The organism is Prodigiosinella confusarubida (genome assembly GCF_002847015.1).
GTDB classification, from domain to species: domain Bacteria; phylum Pseudomonadota; class Gammaproteobacteria; order Enterobacterales; family Enterobacteriaceae; genus Prodigiosinella; species Prodigiosinella aquatilis.
The window spans coordinates 624,630-641,597 of the sequence record NZ_CP025085.1 but is presented as its reverse complement, the minus strand read 5'-3'; the positions used below and the strand labels follow the sequence as shown (position 1 = coordinate 641,597).

The 16,968-nt window shown below is 50.1% G+C and carries 18 protein-coding genes; 10 read left to right on the top strand and 8 right to left on the bottom strand.

What is annotated here, in order from left to right:
* Nucleotides 1–31: 31 nt before the first annotated feature.
* On the top strand, nucleotides 32–1,219 hold the full coding sequence (locus tag CWC46_RS02955; protein WP_021013684.1) for an MFS transporter: 1,188 nt from the start codon (nucleotides 32–34) through the stop codon (nucleotides 1,217–1,219).
* A 102-nt stretch (nucleotides 1,220–1,321) separates the two neighbouring features.
* Here the strand turns inward: CWC46_RS02955 and gyrB are convergent, their stop codons facing one another.
* The 4 genes from gyrB to dnaA all read right to left on the bottom strand — a co-directional run bounded on the left by gyrB (nucleotide 1,322) and on the right by dnaA (nucleotide 7,466).
* On the bottom strand, nucleotides 1,322–3,733 hold the full coding sequence (gene gyrB, locus CWC46_RS02950) for a DNA topoisomerase (ATP-hydrolyzing) subunit B (RefSeq protein WP_021013685.1): 2,412 nt from the start codon (nucleotides 3,731–3,733) through the stop codon (nucleotides 1,322–1,324).
* Nucleotides 3,734–3,751: 18 nt separating this feature from the next.
* Nucleotides 3,752–4,837, bottom strand: coding sequence for a DNA replication/repair protein RecF (gene recF / locus CWC46_RS02945; RefSeq protein WP_021013686.1), 1,086 nt, complete (start codon nucleotides 4,835–4,837; stop codon nucleotides 3,752–3,754).
* Between the two features lie 132 nt (nucleotides 4,838–4,969).
* On the bottom strand, nucleotides 4,970–6,070 hold the full coding sequence (gene dnaN, locus CWC46_RS02940) for a DNA polymerase III subunit beta (RefSeq protein ID WP_021013687.1): 1,101 nt from the start codon (nucleotides 6,068–6,070) through the stop codon (nucleotides 4,970–4,972).
* 4 nt (nucleotides 6,071–6,074) lie between these two features.
* Nucleotides 6,075–7,466, bottom strand: coding sequence for a chromosomal replication initiator protein DnaA (gene dnaA, locus CWC46_RS02935; RefSeq protein WP_021013688.1), 1,392 nt, complete (start codon nucleotides 7,464–7,466; stop codon nucleotides 6,075–6,077).
* 770 nt (nucleotides 7,467–8,236) lie between these two features.
* Between dnaA and rpmH the strand changes: the two genes are divergently transcribed.
* The 5 genes from rpmH to mnmE all read left to right on the top strand — a co-directional run bounded on the left by rpmH (nucleotide 8,237) and on the right by mnmE (nucleotide 12,052).
* Nucleotides 8,237–8,377: a 50S ribosomal protein L34 gene (gene rpmH, locus CWC46_RS02930; RefSeq protein WP_004093983.1), complete on the top strand. Its 141-nt coding sequence runs from the start codon at nucleotides 8,237–8,239 to the stop codon at nucleotides 8,375–8,377.
* A gap of 18 nt (nucleotides 8,378–8,395) precedes the next feature.
* On the top strand, nucleotides 8,396–8,755 hold the full coding sequence (gene rnpA / locus CWC46_RS02925; protein ID WP_071790837.1) for a ribonuclease P protein component: 360 nt from the start codon (nucleotides 8,396–8,398) through the stop codon (nucleotides 8,753–8,755).
* Nucleotides 8,719–8,976 carry a membrane protein insertion efficiency factor YidD gene (gene yidD / locus CWC46_RS02920; RefSeq protein WP_021013690.1) on the top strand — a complete coding sequence of 86 codons (258 nt, stop codon included), beginning with the start codon at nucleotides 8,719–8,721 and terminating at the stop codon, nucleotides 8,974–8,976. Before rnpA ends, yidD begins: the two co-directional genes overlap by 37 nt.
* Before the next feature lie 2 nt (nucleotides 8,977–8,978).
* A complete protein-coding gene (gene yidC / locus CWC46_RS02915) occupies nucleotides 8,979–10,616 on the top strand; it encodes a membrane protein insertase YidC (protein WP_021013691.1) in 1,638 nt (545 codons plus the stop codon).
* A 71-nt stretch (nucleotides 10,617–10,687) separates the two neighbouring features.
* Nucleotides 10,688–12,052 (top strand): tRNA uridine-5-carboxymethylaminomethyl(34) synthesis GTPase MnmE, encoded by a 1,365-nt coding sequence (gene mnmE, locus CWC46_RS02910; RefSeq protein WP_037380969.1) that lies wholly within the window; start codon nucleotides 10,688–10,690, stop codon nucleotides 12,050–12,052.
* A 169-nt stretch (nucleotides 12,053–12,221) separates the two neighbouring features.
* On the opposite strand, the gene CWC46_RS02905 is transcribed toward mnmE, so the two are convergent.
* Nucleotides 12,222–12,560, bottom strand: coding sequence for an NIPSNAP family protein (locus CWC46_RS02905; protein WP_021013693.1), 339 nt, complete (start codon nucleotides 12,558–12,560; stop codon nucleotides 12,222–12,224).
* Between the two features lie 319 nt (nucleotides 12,561–12,879).
* Here CWC46_RS02905 and CWC46_RS02900 point away from each other — a divergent pair, with 319 nt between their 5' ends.
* The 4 genes from CWC46_RS02900 (at nucleotide 12,880) to CWC46_RS02890 (ending at nucleotide 14,733) form a co-directional block, all read left to right on the top strand.
* Entirely contained in the window at nucleotides 12,880–13,137 is a 258-nt protein-coding gene (locus CWC46_RS02900; RefSeq protein WP_021013694.1) for a helix-turn-helix domain-containing protein, read from the top strand.
* Nucleotides 13,137–13,301 carry a hypothetical protein gene (locus CWC46_RS22775; protein WP_021013695.1) on the top strand — a complete coding sequence of 55 codons (165 nt, stop codon included), beginning with the start codon at nucleotides 13,137–13,139 and terminating at the stop codon, nucleotides 13,299–13,301. The genes CWC46_RS02900 and CWC46_RS22775 overlap by 1 nt, the downstream gene beginning before the upstream one ends.
* A 440-nt stretch (nucleotides 13,302–13,741) precedes the next feature.
* Entirely contained in the window at nucleotides 13,742–14,248 is a 507-nt protein-coding gene (locus tag CWC46_RS02895) for an RNA polymerase sigma factor (RefSeq protein ID WP_021013696.1), read from the top strand.
* A gap of 17 nt (nucleotides 14,249–14,265) precedes the next feature.
* A complete protein-coding gene (locus CWC46_RS02890; RefSeq protein ID WP_021013697.1) occupies nucleotides 14,266–14,733 on the top strand; it encodes a DUF6789 family protein in 468 nt (155 codons plus the stop codon).
* Between the two features lie 140 nt (nucleotides 14,734–14,873).
* On the opposite strand, the gene CWC46_RS02885 is transcribed toward CWC46_RS02890, so the two are convergent.
* The 3 genes from CWC46_RS02885 to CWC46_RS02875 all read right to left on the bottom strand — a co-directional run bounded on the left by CWC46_RS02885 (nucleotide 14,874) and on the right by CWC46_RS02875 (nucleotide 16,785).
* A complete protein-coding gene (locus CWC46_RS02885; RefSeq protein WP_021013698.1) occupies nucleotides 14,874–15,110 on the bottom strand; it encodes a thioredoxin family protein in 237 nt (78 codons plus the stop codon).
* A 9-nt stretch (nucleotides 15,111–15,119) separates the two neighbouring features.
* A complete protein-coding gene (locus CWC46_RS02880; RefSeq protein WP_021013699.1) occupies nucleotides 15,120–16,157 on the bottom strand; it encodes a permease in 1,038 nt (345 codons plus the stop codon).
* 85 nt (nucleotides 16,158–16,242) lie between these two features.
* Entirely contained in the window at nucleotides 16,243–16,785 is a 543-nt protein-coding gene (locus tag CWC46_RS02875) for a sigma-70 family RNA polymerase sigma factor (RefSeq protein ID WP_021013700.1), read from the bottom strand.
* Nucleotides 16,786–16,968: the final 183 nt, after the last annotated feature.

Here is a 16,968-nt window from a genome sequence, read left to right as displayed (position 1 = left end):
CACCCGATTATCAGCGGATACATAAAATACGATGAAATTACCGAAAATACCGTTACTGGCACAGATATCATCTGCGCATTGGGTTAGTCATTTTCATATGATGGTGCTCCCGGCGTTGATGCCATTGATTTCGACACAACGCGGTATCAGCTTCGTGGAAATTGGTTTTGCATTGGGTGTGTTCAATGTGGTTTCGGCTTGCGTACAAACCCCCACCGGCTTTGTGGTAGACCGCATCGGTGCCCGCCGCACGTTGATTGCCGGATTGACTCTGGGTAGCCTGTGTTTTTTATCTCTCGGTTTTTTCACCAGTTATACCTGGATGCTGGCAGCTATGGCGCTGGCTGGCGTAGCCAATGCAGTTTATCACCCATCGGACTATGCCTTATTGTCCCGCGGCATTGATGAAACCCGGATGGGAAGAGCATTTTCCATTCATACCTTCTCTGGATTTTTAGGGACAGCGGTAGCACCCGGCGTACTCCTGGCGATGGCATCACTCACCGGTATCGAAAGTGCATTTATTACCGCCGGTTTACTGAGTCTGGCGACTATTCCCTTGTTGCTAACCGAGCATGAGACACCGGTGCGTACTGTCGCTAAACGAGTTGAAACCAAGTCATCCTGCATCAGGGTGTTTACTTTACCCATCATGACACTGCTGCTGCTGTTCATGCTGCTTAATTTGAGCACCAACTCCATTCAGAACTTCTCAGTAACGGCGCTTGTCACTGGTTATGGTTTGCCATTATCCAAGGCGAATATGGCATTGACCGCGTTCCTGTTTGCCAGCGCTTTTGGCGTACTGGCCGGCGGCTCACTGGCGGATAAAACGCAACACCACGGTCTGGTGGCAACCGGCGCTCTGGCAATTACCGCCTGTCTGGTGGCGATTGTGGCAACCTATTCGCTACCGGCTACCGTATTGATTCCGCTACTGGGTGTCGCTGGATTTTTGTCCGGGATGATTGCCCCTTCGCGGGATATGCTGGTACGCGCGGCTTCACCGGCTGGCGCGGAAGGCAGAGTCTTCGGGATTGTCACTACGGGATTTAATATCGGGGGAGCGGGTGGCCCGGTCGTCTTTGGCTGGTTGCTGGATCAGGGACATCCGCATGCGATTTTCTGGTCAGCGGTAATTTTTATGATCATCACCGCCATCATGACGCTGATGCAGGAGCTGCACAGTGCTAAACAGCGGTCGCTGACCGCGTTATGAACAAAAATAAAGGACACCTGCGTAAGCCGGTGTCCAGAGCAAAATAGGGTAATGGTATGCATATTAATTCCCTCTGACGGGGAATTAATATGGAAAGCGATATCAGATATCAATATTTGCCGCTTTCAGGGCATTCTCTTCGATAAAGGCCCGACGCGGTTCTACAGCATCACCCATCAGCGTAGTAAACAGTTCATCAGCGGCAATAGCGTCTTTCACCGTAACGCGTAGCATGCGGCGACTGGTCGGGTCCATGGTGGTTTCCCACAACTGATCCGGGTTCATCTCGCCCAGCCCTTTATAACGCTGAATAGCCAAACCACGGCGAGACTCTTTCACCAGCCACTCCAGCGCCAGCTCAAAACTGATGGCAGGCTGACGGCGTTCACCGCGTTCTATATAAGCATCTTCTTCAATCAGGCCGCGTAATTTTTCACCTAACTGATTGATTTTACGGTACTCATTACCATGAATAAACGCAAAATCCAGCGCATAATCAGTATCCATGCCATGCGTTCGCACCCGCAGCACCGGCTCATGCCGTTCCTGAGAATCACGAATCACCACACTGTACGCACTGCCGTGCTGCTCGTTTTCATTCAGATGGCTAACCAGCGCGGCCATCCACTGCTGCACCTGTTCACGATCATCCAGCATCTCTTCTTTCAGTTGCGGCTGATAAATCAAAGCATTCAGTAGTGCCCGTGGATAACGACGCTCCATGCGACCAATCAGTTTCTGTACGCTATAATGTTCGGTCACCAGTTTTTCCAGCGGCTCACCCGCCAACGCTGGCGCATGGGCGTTAGCGTGCAGGGTGGCACCATCCAGCGCCAAAGCGATCTGGTACTGGTCCATCGCCTCATCATCTTTGATGTATTGTTCCTGCTTGCCTTTTTTTACTTTATACAACGGCGGCTGTGCGATAAACACATGCCCACGTTCAACAATTTCCGGCATCTGACGATAGAAGAACGTCAACAGCAGTGTACGAATGTGAGAACCATCCACATCCGCATCGGTCATGATGATGATGCTGTGATAACGCAGTTTGTCCGGGTTGTACTCATCACGGCCGATACCACAGCCCAGTGCGGTAATCAGCGTTGCAACTTCTTGCGAAGACAGCATCTTGTCAAAGCGGGCCTTTTCGACGTTCAGGATTTTCCCTTTCAGTGGCAAAATGGCCTGATTCTTACGGTTACGGCCCTGCTTGGCTGAGCCTCCCGCCGAGTCCCCTTCCACCAGGTAAAGTTCAGACAACGCCGGGTCGCGTTCCTGACAGTCTGCCAACTTACCCGGCAAACCAGCCAAATCCAGCGCCCCTTTACGACGGGTCATATCACGCGCTTTACGTGCGGCTTCACGAGCACGGGCGGCATCAATAATTTTGCCTACCACGATTTTGGCATCCGACGGATTTTCCATCAGATAGTCCACCAGCTTCTCATTCACCAACGATTCAACGGCGGTTTTGACTTCTGATGAAACCAGCTTGTCTTTGGTCTGGGAAGAAAATTTAGGATCGGGAACCTTGACCGAGACAACAGCAATCAGACCTTCGCGGGCATCATCGCCAGTGGCGCTGATTTTGGCCTTTTTGCTATAACCTTCTTTATCCATATAAGTGTTGAGAGTACGCGTCATTGCGGCACGGAAACCGGCCAGATGCGTACCACCATCACGCTGTGGAATATTATTGGTAAAACAGTAAATATTTTCCTGGAAGCCATCGTTCCACTGCAACGCGACTTCAACACCGATTCCATCTTTCATCGTAGAGAAGTAGAACACGGTTGGATGAATCGGTGTCTTGTTACGGTTGAGGTAATCCACAAACGCTTTGATACCGCCTTCGTAATGGAAATGCTCGGACTTGCCTTCTTCACGCTCATCAAACAAACGGATGGAAACACCGGAATTCAGGAATGACAACTCACGCAGACGCTTGGCAAGAATATCAAACTGGAATTCAATCTGATTGGTAAACGTTTCATAGCTTGGCCAGAAACGCAGAGCCGTACCGGTTTTCTCCGTATCGCCCACCACTTTTAGCGGCGCTTGCGCCACGCCATGACGATACGTTTGCTCATGAACTTTACCTTCGCGGCAAATTACCAGTTCCAGCTTTTCCGACAAGGCATTGACGACAGAAACCCCCACACCGTGCAGACCGCCGGATACTTTATAAGAGTTATCATCAAATTTTCCGCCAGCATGTAACACCGTCATGATGACTTCAACAGCAGACACGCCTTCTTCTTTATGAATACCGGTAGGAATACCGCGGCCATCATCCTGCACCGACACCGAATTGTCGGTATGAATCGTCACAACAATATCTTTACAGTAGCCAGCGAGTGCTTCGTCGATAGCGTTGTCCACCACCTCGAATACCATGTGATGTAGACCGGTACCATCATCTGTATCACCGATATACATACCCGGGCGTTTACGTACCGCATCCAGCCCTTTTAATACCTTGATACTTGAGGAGTCATAAGAATTCGACATCAACGTTTCTCGCTCATATTAGTCCTGTGATTGAACAGTTATTTTACCCTGTTCCACGCGGAACATCTTGCCCTTTTCACCCACCATGTCGCCGATCTGCTCAGCACTAACCGCGCTGACAAATACCTGCGCCTGGGTGGCTTTCAACCGTTCAGCCAACAAACGGCGGCGGGTACTATCCAATTCAGAAGCAAAATCATCAATCAGATACAGGCACTTCAGCCCGTTCTGCCGGGTGAGGAATTCACCCTGTGCCAGTCTCAAGGCACACATCAGCAATTTAAGCTGGCCACGCGACAGCATATCCTCTACTGCAACACCACCAGCGCGAATACGGAAATCCGCTTTATGCGGCCCCAACGCGGTATAACCTAACTGCCGATCACGCTCAAACTGCCGTTCCAGCAGCTCGGCATAATCGCTTTCTTTATCCCAGCCACGCAGGAACGAAAAGGTGAGGGGAAATTCGGGTAAAAACTGGCCACAAGTGGCAGTGATGTCTTCTACGATGGCCGTGCTGTACTCGGCCCGCCACTGGCTAAGACGTGCCGTCAACGGCACAAGCTCCTGATCCCACGCTTTTAATTGTCCATAATGACTCACCTGACGTAACGCAGCATTACGTTGACGTAACAACCGCTTCACGTTGCTCCAGACCGTGAGAAAAGCGGGTTCATTATGAAAACAACCCCAGTCCAGAAAGGCCCGGCGAAATTTAGGCCCGCCGTTCAGCAGCGTAAATCCTTCCGGCGTAATCAACTGAATAGGCAGCAACTGCGCCAGTTCTGCCACCTTGTGGCCGTCACTACCATCAATGCGGACGGTACTGTCCCCCAGACGGTTCTTGCTCAACCCAACCGAGCGCTCAAACGCGCCACTCTCGACACGGCCATGCAGTACAAACTCCGGCTGATCATGACGGATCACCCGGGCGGCCTGAATACTGCGAAACGCCCGGCCATGACCCAGTGTATAAATCGCTTCCAGCACACTGGTTTTTCCACTGCCATTGGCCCCGACCAAAAAATTGAAACCGGGAACCAACGCCAGATCGGCAGATTCAATATTGCGAAAGTCGCGGATAAGAAGACGGGTCAAAGCCATTTCACTACCATTTAGCCGATTTGCCGAACACAGATCACCCACGTTTCAGAAACAACACGCCGCACCTGATAATTCAGTGCGGCGCACGCTAAAACAGCAGCGGTACAATTTCCCATTGACCAGCATATGCCACTACAGACGCATCGGCATCACCACATAGGCCGCCGCCTGACTGGCGCTATCTTCGATTTGCACGCTGGAAACAGAATCCGTCAGCAACAGACGAACCCCTTCACATTTCAGTGCGTTAAGCACATCCAGTACATAACTGACATTAAAGCCAATTTCCATTTCCGTGCCGTCATACTGCACGTCCAGGATCTCTTCGGCTTCTTCCTGCTCAGGGTTATTAGCCGTGATTTTCAACTGGTTATGATTCAGGTACAGACGCACACCGCGAAACTTCTCATTAGAGAGAATAGCTGCTCGGGAGAAAGCCTGCTTGAGCAAATCGCAACTGGCGTCCAGCGTTTTGTCAGGGTTCTTCGGCAATACACGCCGATAATCAGGGAAACGGCCATCCACCAGCTTGGAAGTGAAAATAAAATCCCCCACATGGGCACGGATATTATTAGTACCAATCTGCAACTGTAACGGCGTGTCCCCGCCATCCAGCAAACGCACCAACTCCATCACGCCTTTACGCGGCACGATCACCGAATGTGATGGCAAAGATTGCCCTACAGGCATGGCACACACCGCCAGACGGTGTCCATCAGTCGCGACAGTACGCAATTCCTCGCCTTCGGTTTCAAACAACATACCGTTGAGGTAATAGCGCACGTCCTGATGTGCCATTGAAAACTGGGTGGACTCAATCAGCCGCTTGAGCGTGGCCTGCGGCAGAGAAAATTCCACATCACTCTGCCAGTCGTCCAGATTGGGAAAATCCGTCGCCGGTAAAGTAGATAATGAAAAACGGCTACGACCAGAACGCACCAACATCCGATCACCTTCCAGTGCGATGGCAATCTCGGCACCTTCCGGCAGACCCCGGCAGATATCAAACAGCTTGCGCGCCGGCACAGTGGTTGCGCCCGGTTCATGCGGCTGGGCCAGCGCAACACGCGCCACCATCTCCATTTCAAGATCAGTGCCGGTCAATGACAGCATTCCTTCACTCACCTGCAACAGCAGATTACCCAGGATCGGCAACGTCGGCCGACCCCCGAGGGGACTGCTGACCTGTTGCAATGGTTTTAACAGATGCTCACGTTCAACGATAAATTTCATGATGTTATGAAGATAATGTTCTGATTAAATTGGAAAAATCTTCTTTGATGTCGTGACTTTCTTCACGTAACTGCCCAATTTTACGGCAGGCGTGCAACACCGTGGTATGATCTCGACCACCAAATGCGTCACCGATTTCCGGCAGGCTGTGGTTGGTCAGCTCCTTGGCCAGTGCCATCGCCATTTGACGCGGACGAGCAACTGATCGGGAGCGTCGCTTGGACAATAAGTCAGCGACTTTAATCTTATAGTATTCCGCCACCGTCTTCTGAATATTATCGATGGTGACCAGTTTCTCCTGCAACGCCAGCAAATCACGCAGTGCTTCCCGCACAAAATCAATAGTAATGGAACGACCGGTAAAATTGGCGTTGGCAATCACACGATTCAGCGCCCCTTCCAACTCACGAACATTGGAACGCAACCGCTTGGCGATAAAGAAAGCGACTTCACCCGGCAGACGGATATCATTTTCATCCGCTTTTTTCATCAGGATCGCCACGCGGGTTTCCAGTTCTGGTGGCTCGATAGCAACCGTCAACCCCCAGCCAAATCGCGACTTAAGTCGATCTTCCACCCCATTAATCTCTTTAGGGTAACGATCGGATGTCAAAATAATCTGCTGGTTGCCTTCCAGCAAGGCATTGAAAGTATGAAAGAACTCTTCTTGCGAACGTTCTTTATTGGCAAAAAACTGAATATCATCAATAAGCAGCGCATCAACAGAACGGTAATAGCGCTTAAACTCTTCAATCGCATTGTTCTGCAACGCTTTTACCATATCCTGCACAAAGCGTTCAGAATGCATGTAAACCACTTTGGCATTGGGTTTACGGGTGACGATACCGTTACCCACCGCATGCAGTAGATGGGTTTTACCCAGTCCGGTTCCACCGTAAAGAAACAGCGGATTATAAGCGCCACCCGGATTATCAGCCACCTGCCGCGCAGCCGCACGTGCCAGTTGGTTGGACTTACCCTCAACGAAATTATCGAAAGTATGCTTGGGATTCACATTGGAACGGTAAGTATGTTCTGTCTGTGTGCGGGGCGTATCCCAACTCGGACGCACAGGAGAAGTGACTCGCACTGGCGCTACTGGTGCAGCGGCGGCAATGTGGTTTCCTGCCGATACAGAAACCGGCATAACAGACTTGCTACCCACCTCAAAACGCAGCAACGGCGCATCAATGCCACAGAAATCAGTCAATAGCCCATTAATGTTGTTTAAATATTTATCACGTACCCAATCCAGCACAAAACGGTTGGGTGCATAAAGCGCCAGAGTGTTGTCACTCAGTTCCGCCTGCAATGGGCGTATCCACATGCTGAATTCTGTGGCAGGTAACTCATCCTGCAAACGGGCAAGACACTGCTGCCAAAGCGAAAGTGACACGGCGGACTCCACTCGAACAAGATTAATCAAAAAGAAAAGAAACAGAATCGTTAATTATGTAACTCATGATTTTTAGCACTAGCCCCCGCGTAAAAGAGCCAGTATGCACCGCGTTATAGATGCGGCTTACCGTGACGATCCCAACCGAGGATCGCTAGCGGGACGGCGGATCATAACCTAAACCTAGACAGAGATCTTCCCCTTCTGCACAGTTTCAGTCCTTTTTATCCACAGGCTATTCTTATAACAAGCTACCACGATTCATCCAGAGGATCGTTGTGCGCAATTTGTTATTCATACCGTACACGAGTGGCGTCAGTAGAGTATAAGAATAACCGCAATCTTAGAGATCGGTAGGTGATCATGATCTCAGCGACAGGATCATAGTTCGATCCTTGCTCTTTATCACAGAGTCCGTATAATTCCCGCCCTGCACGTTAGCATCTGTTTTCTGTGTAGTCAGGCAGGAGATCCCGAAAAGCGGGAACAACAGATGAGTAAAACGTGGATGTTAATTGACTCGGGACTGTACACTTATTACAATCCCGCCTCTTTATTATATGCGATATATCCAATAGATTTCGAGTTGCAGCCAGGCGGCAACCATGCGAATCCACAGAAGCTTACATCAGTAAGTGACTGAGTGAGCAAGAGCAGCCAACGCATCGACAACTTGAAAGATGCCGGATATAGAGGCGTCGGTCATTTTCACGCCGAGTAGCCAAACGCGTTTACTGTGAAGTTTTAATCAAGTTTAGGTAGAAATCGCCATGAAACGCACTTTCCAACCGTCCGTACTGAAGCGTAACCGTAGCCATGGTTTCCGTGCTCGTATGGCCACCAAAAATGGTCGTCAGGTTCTGGCCCGCCGTCGTGCGAAAGGCCGTACTCGTCTGACTGTTTCTAAGTAATAAAAGCTAACCCACCGAGTGGTTAAGCTCGCTTTTCCCAGGGAGTTACGTTTGTTAACTCCCAGCCATTTCACTTTTGTCTTCCAGCAGCCACAACGGGCTGGCACGCCGCAAATCACTATCCTCGGCCGCCTGAACACGCTGGGGCATCCCCGTGTCGGTCTTACCGTCGCTAAAAAACATGTCAAACGGGCACATGAACGCAATCGGATTAAACGTCTGACGCGCGAGAGTTTTCGTTTGCATCAACACGAATTACCCGCTATGGATTTCGTGGTAATAGCGAAAAAAGGGGTGTCTGAGCTTGATAACTGTATGCTAACGGAAGCATTGGAAAAATTATGGCGTCGGCACTGTCGTTTGGCTCACGCCTGCTAATCGGGTTGATACGCGGGTATCAACTCGTTATTAGTCCGTTACTTGGACCACATTGCCGTTTCCGGCCGACGTGTTCCCACTATGGTATAGAGGCAATACGTCGGTTCGGCATGATAAAAGGCAGTTGGTTGACGCTGAAACGCGTATTAAAATGCCACCCTTTGAACCCTGGTGGTGATGATCCCGTACCGCCAAAACCCGACAATAACAGAGAACATTAACGATGGATTCGCAACGCAATCTTTTTGTCATCGCTCTGCTATTCGTAACGTTCATGATCTGGCAGGCTTGGGAAACGGATAAAAATCCGCCGGCCAACGCTCAGACCACACAACAGACGACGAATAGCACCGTGGGTGATACTGCTAACCAGGGCGTACCAGCCAGCAGTCAGGGTAAACTGATTACAGTACAGACCGACGTGCTGTCACTGACCATCAATACGCGTGGCGGTGATATTGAACAGGCCGACCTGCTGTCTTACTCGGCGAAACTGGGTTCACAACAGCCGTTCAGATTACTGGAAACCACACCAACCTTTGTTTATCAGGCTCAAAGTGGTTTAACCGGTAGAAACGGTCCGGACAACCCGGCTAATGGCGAGCGTCCACTGTATAGCACGACGCAGGATCATTTCGAGCTGGCAAACGGGCAGAACGAAATTCGTATTCCGTTAACTTATACCGATGCCAATGGTGTCAGTTACACCAAAACGTTCGTGCTGAAGCGTGGTGATTACGCGCTGAAAGTTGAGTATAACGTTAACAACAGCAGTGCCAAACCACTGGAACTGACGTTGTTCGGCCAGTTGAAGCAGTCGATTGACCTGCCGTCAGACCGTGCCACTGGTAGCCATAATTTCGCCCTGCATACCTACCGTGGCGCCGCATTCTCTTCCAACGAAGACAAGTACCGCAAGTACAGCTTCAGCGACATGAAGGACAACCTGAACGTCACCACGCCGGGCGGCTGGGTAGCCATGTTGCAGCAATACTTTGCAACCGCCTGGGTTCCGTCGACCACAGGTAACAACACCTTCTACACCGCCAATCTGGGTAATGGTCTGGCCGCTATCGGCTTTAAAGCCGCTCCGGTGATCGTGCAACCAGGCAGTCAGCAGGTACTAAGCTCAACGTTGTGGGTCGGCCCGGAAATTCAGGACAAAATGGCGGCGATTGCTCCCCATCTGGATTTGACCGTGGATTACGGCTGGTTATGGTTCATTTCTCAGCCACTGTTCAAACTGCTGAAATTCCTGCACGGTTTTATCGGTAACTGGGGCTTCTCCATTATCGCTATCACCTTTATCGTTCGCGGCATCATGTATCCGCTAACCCGCGCGCAGTACACCTCTATGGCGAAAATGCGCATGCTGCAGCCGAAACTGGCGGCCATGCGTGAGCGTATCGGTGACGACAAACAGCGCATGAGTCAGGAAATGATGGCGCTGTACAAGGCGGAGAAAGTGAACCCGTTGGGTGGTTGCTTCCCGCTGGTCATCCAGATGCCTATCTTCCTGGCGCTGTATTACATGCTGATGGGATCAGTGGAACTGCGTCATGCACCATTCGCTCTGTGGATCCACGATCTTTCGGCGCAAGACCCATACTACGTGCTACCGGTCCTGATGGGGCTGACGATGTTCTTCATTCAGAAGATGTCGCCGACCACCGTTACCGACCCGATGCAGCAGAAGATAATGACCTACATGCCGGTTATCTTTACCGTCTTCTTCCTGTGGTTCCCGTCAGGTCTGGTGCTGTACTATATCGTCAGCAACCTGGTGACCATTGCTCAACAGCAACTGATTTACCGTGGGCTGGAAAAGCGGGGTTTACACAGCCGTGAGAAGAAAAAATAATCACGGTTGATTGACACCCAATCCATACTGTAAGGCGGTCAATGACCGCCTTATTTTTTAGAGAGAAAACCATGAGTCACTCCGACACCATCGTCGCCCAAGCCACGCCACCGGGACGCGGGGGGGTGGGTATTCTGCGTGTTTCAGGCTCGGCGGCGGCGACCATAGCACAAGCAATGCTGGGTAAATTACCCAAACCACGTTATGCCGACTATCTGCCCTTCAATGACGCTGCTGGCAACGTGCTCGATCAGGGCATTGCCATCTGGTTCCCCGGCCCACACTCTTTCACCGGTGAAGACGTGCTGGAACTGCAGGGACACGGCGGCCCGGTTATTCTCGATTTGCTATTAAAACGGATTCTGATGCTACCCGGTGTACGTATCGCCCGCCCCGGTGAATTCTCAGAACGCGCCTTTCTGAATGACAAACTGGATCTGGCCCAGGCTGAGGCTATCGCCGATCTGATCGATGCCAGCTCAGAACAAGCCGCTCGTTCGGCACTCAATTCATTACAGGGTGCATTTTCTGCCCGTATCCACCAATTGGTCGAAGCTCTGACACAGTTGCGCATTTACGTGGAAGCCGCCATTGATTTCCCCGATGAAGAGATTGATTTCCTTTCCGATGGAAAAATAGAAGCGCAGCTTAACGGCGTCATGGCCGATCTGGACGCGGTACGGGTTGAAGCGCATCAGGGAAGTCTGCTGCGTGAAGGAATGAAGGTGGTCATTGCCGGGCGACCCAACGCCGGTAAATCCAGCCTGCTAAACGCGCTGGCCGGACGAGAGGCTGCGATTGTCACAGCTATCGCCGGCACCACCCGCGATGTACTACGTGAGCATATTCACATCGACGGTATGCCACTGCATATCATTGACACCGCCGGGTTACGCGAGTCCAGCGACGAGGTAGAACGTATCGGTATTGAGCGTGCCTGGCAGGAAATTGAACAGGCAGACCGGGTGTTGTTTATGGTGGACGGCACCACCACCGACGCAGTAGAGCCCGCCGCTATCTGGCCGGAATTTATGGCCCGCTTACCCACCACGCTACCGATCACAGTAGTTCGGAACAAGGCGGATATCACCGGAGAACCATTAGGTATCGAGGATGTGAATACTCACTCACTTATTCGCCTTTCGGCACGTACCGGTGAAGGTATTGATACCTTACGTGAGCATCTCAAACAGAGCATGGGCTTTACCAGCAATACCGAGGGCGGATTCCTGGCCCGTCGCCGTCATTTGCAAGCACTGGAACTGGCAACCCAACATCTACAGGAAGGTAAAGAACAACTAGTGAGTGCTTACGCAGGGGAACTGCTGGCGGAAGAATTGCGACTGGCTCAACAGGCACTAAGCGAAATTACCGGGGAATTTACCTCTGATGACCTGCTAGGCAGAATTTTTTCCAGCTTCTGTATCGGCAAGTAGAATAGTAAAACGCATCAGACCCAATCAAAACAACATTATGATTTTAAAATAATTTTGTTTTATTGGGTGGGAAGTAATTTGAAGGGTTTTGTCGGTTCTTGCTCCGTATGTGCTCCGAGGATAACTTTTCGGAGCATATTGGAGAAAAACGGTAACCTGGTGCCTGGCACTATGGCACCTGTATTGTGGATAGAGGTGAATATTCAATAGGGGTTAGAACACGACCCGTTGCTTGAATAACTGGTTCTCCAATATCAAGATCCATCTTTTTCTTAATATCTATCCACTCTTGATCTGCAAGAAATGCTTTCCATTGATGTTCCATCGTCTCAACATTAGGCCAATCCAGAATATAGATAAACTCCATATCGGATTCAGTAACGGTTTCCCACATTGCAACAATACTAAACGCATATTTTTTCATAATACGCATAGCATGATTTTTAAACCTATCGTGAAACGCCTCACGCTTTTCAAGATTAACTTTGTAAATCCTCAGCTGATACATAACACTCTCCGTTTATCACATAACCCCTTGTTATTCATTTAGCCCAATCTCTCTGTAATACGCTGGTTTCGCCCACTCATTGAGCAAAAATATACCTATTGTTGATTAAGCAAATTTATCCCATCACAGGTCCCAATAATTTCCATTATATCCCTGCTGGTACGAATTCGCTTTGCTCATTTTCACACTAATAAGGCGGCAGTTATTCTTTACCCGCTATAACAGGTAAATCATAAATTACCGCCCATAGCAGGTAGAAAATAATTAACGGTTATAGCGTGTGATTATGTTTCTAACAGCCCAAATCGGTAGGTCCAACATGAAAGTGACAAATACTCGGCAACTCAGTGCCTACCTAAAAGATGCCAGGGTGACCCAGAAGTTGTCTCAAGGCAAAGTGGCCAGCAAAGTGGGAATTCGGCAAGACACTGTGTCAAATTTCGAACAGCATCCAGATTCAACCAAGCTGGAAACTTTTTTCAAGATACTGGCGGCCTTGAATTTAGAACTGGATATCAAACCGAGAAGTAATAAAGATCCATCCGGTTCAGACCCAGTATGGAAGGAAGAGTGGTAATGGCCGCCCTGGATGTCTACATGAATGGTTACCGGGTTGGCGTGAGTTGGTTTTCCAGCCCATATCAGAGACTCGATATTGGATGGGCTCCTTGGCAAAGCAAAACGGTTGAGGGCTGGCTGGAATTAATCCACGATCGCCAGAAAGTAACGACCAGTCTGTAAGCGTCCACTCACTTCCACGCATCCCGCATAGCTGATTGTTATGCGGGATTTTTTGTTCCACTTGCGGCATTTCCCTTTCGCTGAGAGCCAGTGGTTTTTGTATCCACGCTTTGTTGCAGAGGTAGTTCAATCGTTTCCCGGCCAATGAACCGAAAGTGTACTGATGATGGCCGCAAACACTGAATCTATTCACGTGAAAAAGCACGACGACTTCCAGCAAGACTTGGCCTGGATAAGGGTGCTGTTTCTCCCGCAACAACTACACTTAAGTAGGCTGTTCTATATTCGCCAACACCTTCATCAGGTTGTATGAAAACAGAATCTGGCGGTTATTTATATTTTTTTTCTAAAATTTTGAATTTTTTGAATCCTTTTGTCATCTATAGGCCTCTTTAATACAGGAGTACTTAAAAACACCCTACTCAACAGGAGGCGGCTAGATGATACAACGCCCGGAATTAATTGAAGCGGCTCAGCAAGGTGATTTAAAAGCCCTGGAGCAACTCCTCACACACTGGCAGCCGACCATGAGGCGGATGGCCAAAACGCAGTGTGCAGACGGGGATGCGGACGATGCGCTTCAAGAGTCGTTATGGCTTGTCTGGCGGCGTATCGGCACCTTACGTACTGTCACCGCTTTTCCCGGATGGATTTTTGCCATTATCCAGCGGGAGTGCGCACGGTTGATTCGCAGTAAGAAACACACTGAACCGTTGCCACATGAAGACCACCCGGTTTTCGCCTGCTACGGCCATCCTGAACTACGTCTGGATTTGGCGGCCGCCATCCATTCGCTACCGGAAAAATATCGGGTGGTGATTTTACTGCGTGATGTAGAAGAGCTGCCTATCGGAGAGATTGCGGAACAATTGTTACTGACACGAGAAGCGGTAAAAAGCCGCATTCATCGGGGTCGGTTGATGATCCAGGAATATCTGGATGACTGAGTCTAAAGAGGATTGTGATGAATAAATATCTTTCTGCCATGATTGCCGGTTTTTTGGCAACCGTCGTGCTATCCATACTGATGGTGTTAAAAAGTTCAATGGGTATAATGCCGGAACTGAACGTGATCACGATGTTGACCCAAATGGGGTATATGAATGTCGGGTTACCGGCCAACCCGATCATTGGCTGGATTATGCATTTTATGATTGGCACGGTGTTATGGGGACTGTTGTTTGTATCCTTGTATTCAGTATTACCCGGCAGCACTCCATTACGTAAAGGATTATCATTCTCCATACTGGCCTGGTTACTCATGATGGTTATCCCCATGCCAATGATCGGCGCCGGGCTTTTTGCCATGAGGTTGGGCATGATGGCACCCATTATGACCTTGATACTGCATTTGATCTGGGGTGCGGTACTCGGCAGCGTTTATGGTGTTTTGCGGTCACAACAATGCGGCACAAGCGGTAAGCCGGCATGAAACAAGGTCAACAGCGGCCAGATACGGGCCGCTGAGCCTGATGACAACGTGCATATAGCGGTATAATAGAGATTGTAAAGACGCCGCACATAGGTTTATCAGCAATCTGAAGCATGGCTTATTTATATGGCCGCAAGGTGTCAAAACATCAGCCATTTCTTAATGGCGTCACGGCTCGGAACGCCACCAGCATGGACCACCTCACCATCAATGACCACACCCGGCGTACTCATAATGCCATAACTCATAATATCCTGAATTGCCTCGACCTTTTCCAGCGTAATATCAACACCCTGCGCTTTGGCGATCTCTTCGATTAACGCAATAGTATTTTTACAGTTGGCACACCCTGTTCCCAATACTTTGATATCTTTCATGATGACTCCTTACAGAACCCAATTGAAAATATAACCAACCAGCAGAATGCCGCTGGCCACAATAGCGATAAATGTGATGATCAGGCGCACCTTCAGCACTTTGCGCAAAATCACCATTTCCGGCAGTGATAGCGCAATCACACTCATCATGAAGGCCAGCACCGTACCGAGCGCGGCACCTTTGGTCAGGAGAGCCTGTACGATGGGGATCACACCAGCGGCATTGGTGTACATGGGTACACCAATCAAAACGGCCAGTGGCACCGACCACCACGCCTCTTTACCCATGACCGAAGCCATAAAATCTTCCGGCACATAACCGTGAATACCCGCGCCAATGGCGATACCGACCAGAATATAAGGCCAGACCTTGCCGACAATCTCACGCACGCTTTGCATGCCAACAGCAATACGCTCGGATAAGCTCATCTTCTGTCCGCTATATTGCGCTGTCATTTTGGGCATCTCGCGCACCCAGTCTTCCAGGTATGCCTCCATCTTCAAATGGCCGATACACCAGCCGGCAACGATAGCGACAGCAAGTCCCAGTCCGAGGTAAAGCAAGGCGATTTCCCAACCGAACAGACCGAACAGCAATGTTAACGCCACTTCGTTGACCATCGGTGCGGCAATCAGGAATGAGAACGTGACGCCAAGCGGGACGCCAGCCTGAACAAAACCGATAAACAGCGGGACGGCAGAGCATGAACAGAATGGCGTCACAATCCCCAGGCTGGCCGCCATCACATTGGCGATCCCCTCATGTCGTCCTGCCAGTATGGCGCGAGTACGTTCAGGCGTGAAATAGCTGTTGATCATGCCCATCACGAATACAATACCCGTCAACAACAACAGCACTTTGGGCGTGTCATAAAAGAAGAATTGCAATGCGCCGCCAAGATGGCTATCGGTCGTCACCGGCAGCTGGGCAACCAGTGCCTCCGCCAATGGTGCCAGCATCTGATACAACCCATACCAGACAACAACCATTACCATAAGAAACACGCGCGGGCTACGCTGTGACCACCGCAACATGGGTTCTGACATCGTACAACTCCTTAATTGATTCATCCTGTGGCATCACCACAGGTCTCTAATCAAGAAGACGAACGAATCGGCAAAAGGATGCTGTCTATTTTTCTGTTTTTTTAGGGATATGGCAGCACACTCTGCCCTGCTCGTCGAATTGCACCTGACAATGTTGGACCAACGCATCGCGTAATCGCTGGCGAGCGCGTAGCAGCCGCGATTTGGCCGCCGGGAGCGAAAGTCCCTCCCGCTCAGCAAAGGCGGAAACCGTCAGGCCATGGAGATGACAGGCTTCGAGGATAAATCTATCTTCCGTGGGGAGATGCGGAAGATTGCGGCTGATGCAGATATCCAACTCGTCAATGGCATCACGCTCTTGTGCGTCCGACACTGGCAAATCTTCAGTCAGTACCACATTGGGTTTGGCTAGCCGCGTACAGTCAATCAGTGTCGTGCGGGCTACCCGGAAAAGCCAGGCTCTGGGGTTATCCAGCGAACAAAAATGGCTTCCCTGCTTCATCGCTTTGATGAAGACATCCTGAAGCAAATCTTCGGCTAACGAATGCTCCCCAAGATGGCGGTATAGAAAACCCAGCAGTTCCTTTTCATGGGTCTGCCAGGCATTGAGAACACATTCGAATGCCATTGTGATGCCCCCGCGGATAACGCTCTATTGTTAGTTTATGCCTGGTTCCGGCACGGAACCAGGGTGCCAGGAGATAAACGCTGCATTCATTAGCCCTATTTAATAAAAAATTCAAAGAGTAATAACATATTCGTTTTTTACAGTAATTACTGCGGCGTGATAGAACGGAACAGAGAGTAGCCA

Coding starts and splice junctions, on each gene's coding strand:
- CWC46_RS02905 (WP_021013693.1), bottom strand. CDS start 12,560: ATGTATCAGCTGAGGATTTACAAAGTTAATCTTGAAAAGCGTGAGGCG.
- yidC (WP_021013691.1), top strand. CDS start 8,979: ATGGATTCGCAACGCAATCTTTTTGTCATCGCTCTGCTATTCGTAACG.
- CWC46_RS22775 (WP_021013695.1), top strand. CDS start 13,137: ATGGCCGCCCTGGATGTCTACATGAATGGTTACCGGGTTGGCGTGAGT.
- CWC46_RS02875 (WP_021013700.1), bottom strand. CDS start 16,785: ATGGCATTCGAATGTGTTCTCAATGCCTGGCAGACCCATGAAAAGGAA.
- CWC46_RS02880 (WP_021013699.1), bottom strand. CDS start 16,157: ATGTCAGAACCCATGTTGCGGTGGTCACAGCGTAGCCCGCGCGTGTTT.
- yidD (WP_021013690.1), top strand. CDS start 8,719: ATGGCGTCGGCACTGTCGTTTGGCTCACGCCTGCTAATCGGGTTGATA.
- rpmH (WP_004093983.1), top strand. CDS start 8,237: ATGAAACGCACTTTCCAACCGTCCGTACTGAAGCGTAACCGTAGCCAT.
- gyrB (WP_021013685.1), bottom strand. CDS start 3,733: ATGTCGAATTCTTATGACTCCTCAAGTATCAAGGTATTAAAAGGGCTG.
- CWC46_RS02955 (WP_021013684.1), top strand. CDS start 32: ATGAAATTACCGAAAATACCGTTACTGGCACAGATATCATCTGCGCAT.
- CWC46_RS02885 (WP_021013698.1), bottom strand. CDS start 15,110: ATGAAAGATATCAAAGTATTGGGAACAGGGTGTGCCAACTGTAAAAAT.
- CWC46_RS02895 (WP_021013696.1), top strand. CDS start 13,742: ATGATACAACGCCCGGAATTAATTGAAGCGGCTCAGCAAGGTGATTTA.
- dnaN (WP_021013687.1), bottom strand. CDS start 6,070: ATGAAATTTATCGTTGAACGTGAGCATCTGTTAAAACCATTGCAACAG.
- mnmE (WP_037380969.1), top strand. CDS start 10,688: ATGAGTCACTCCGACACCATCGTCGCCCAAGCCACGCCACCGGGACGC.
- recF (WP_021013686.1), bottom strand. CDS start 4,837: ATGGCTTTGACCCGTCTTCTTATCCGCGACTTTCGCAATATTGAATCT.
- CWC46_RS02890 (WP_021013697.1), top strand. CDS start 14,266: ATGAATAAATATCTTTCTGCCATGATTGCCGGTTTTTTGGCAACCGTC.
- CWC46_RS02900 (WP_021013694.1), top strand. CDS start 12,880: ATGAAAGTGACAAATACTCGGCAACTCAGTGCCTACCTAAAAGATGCC.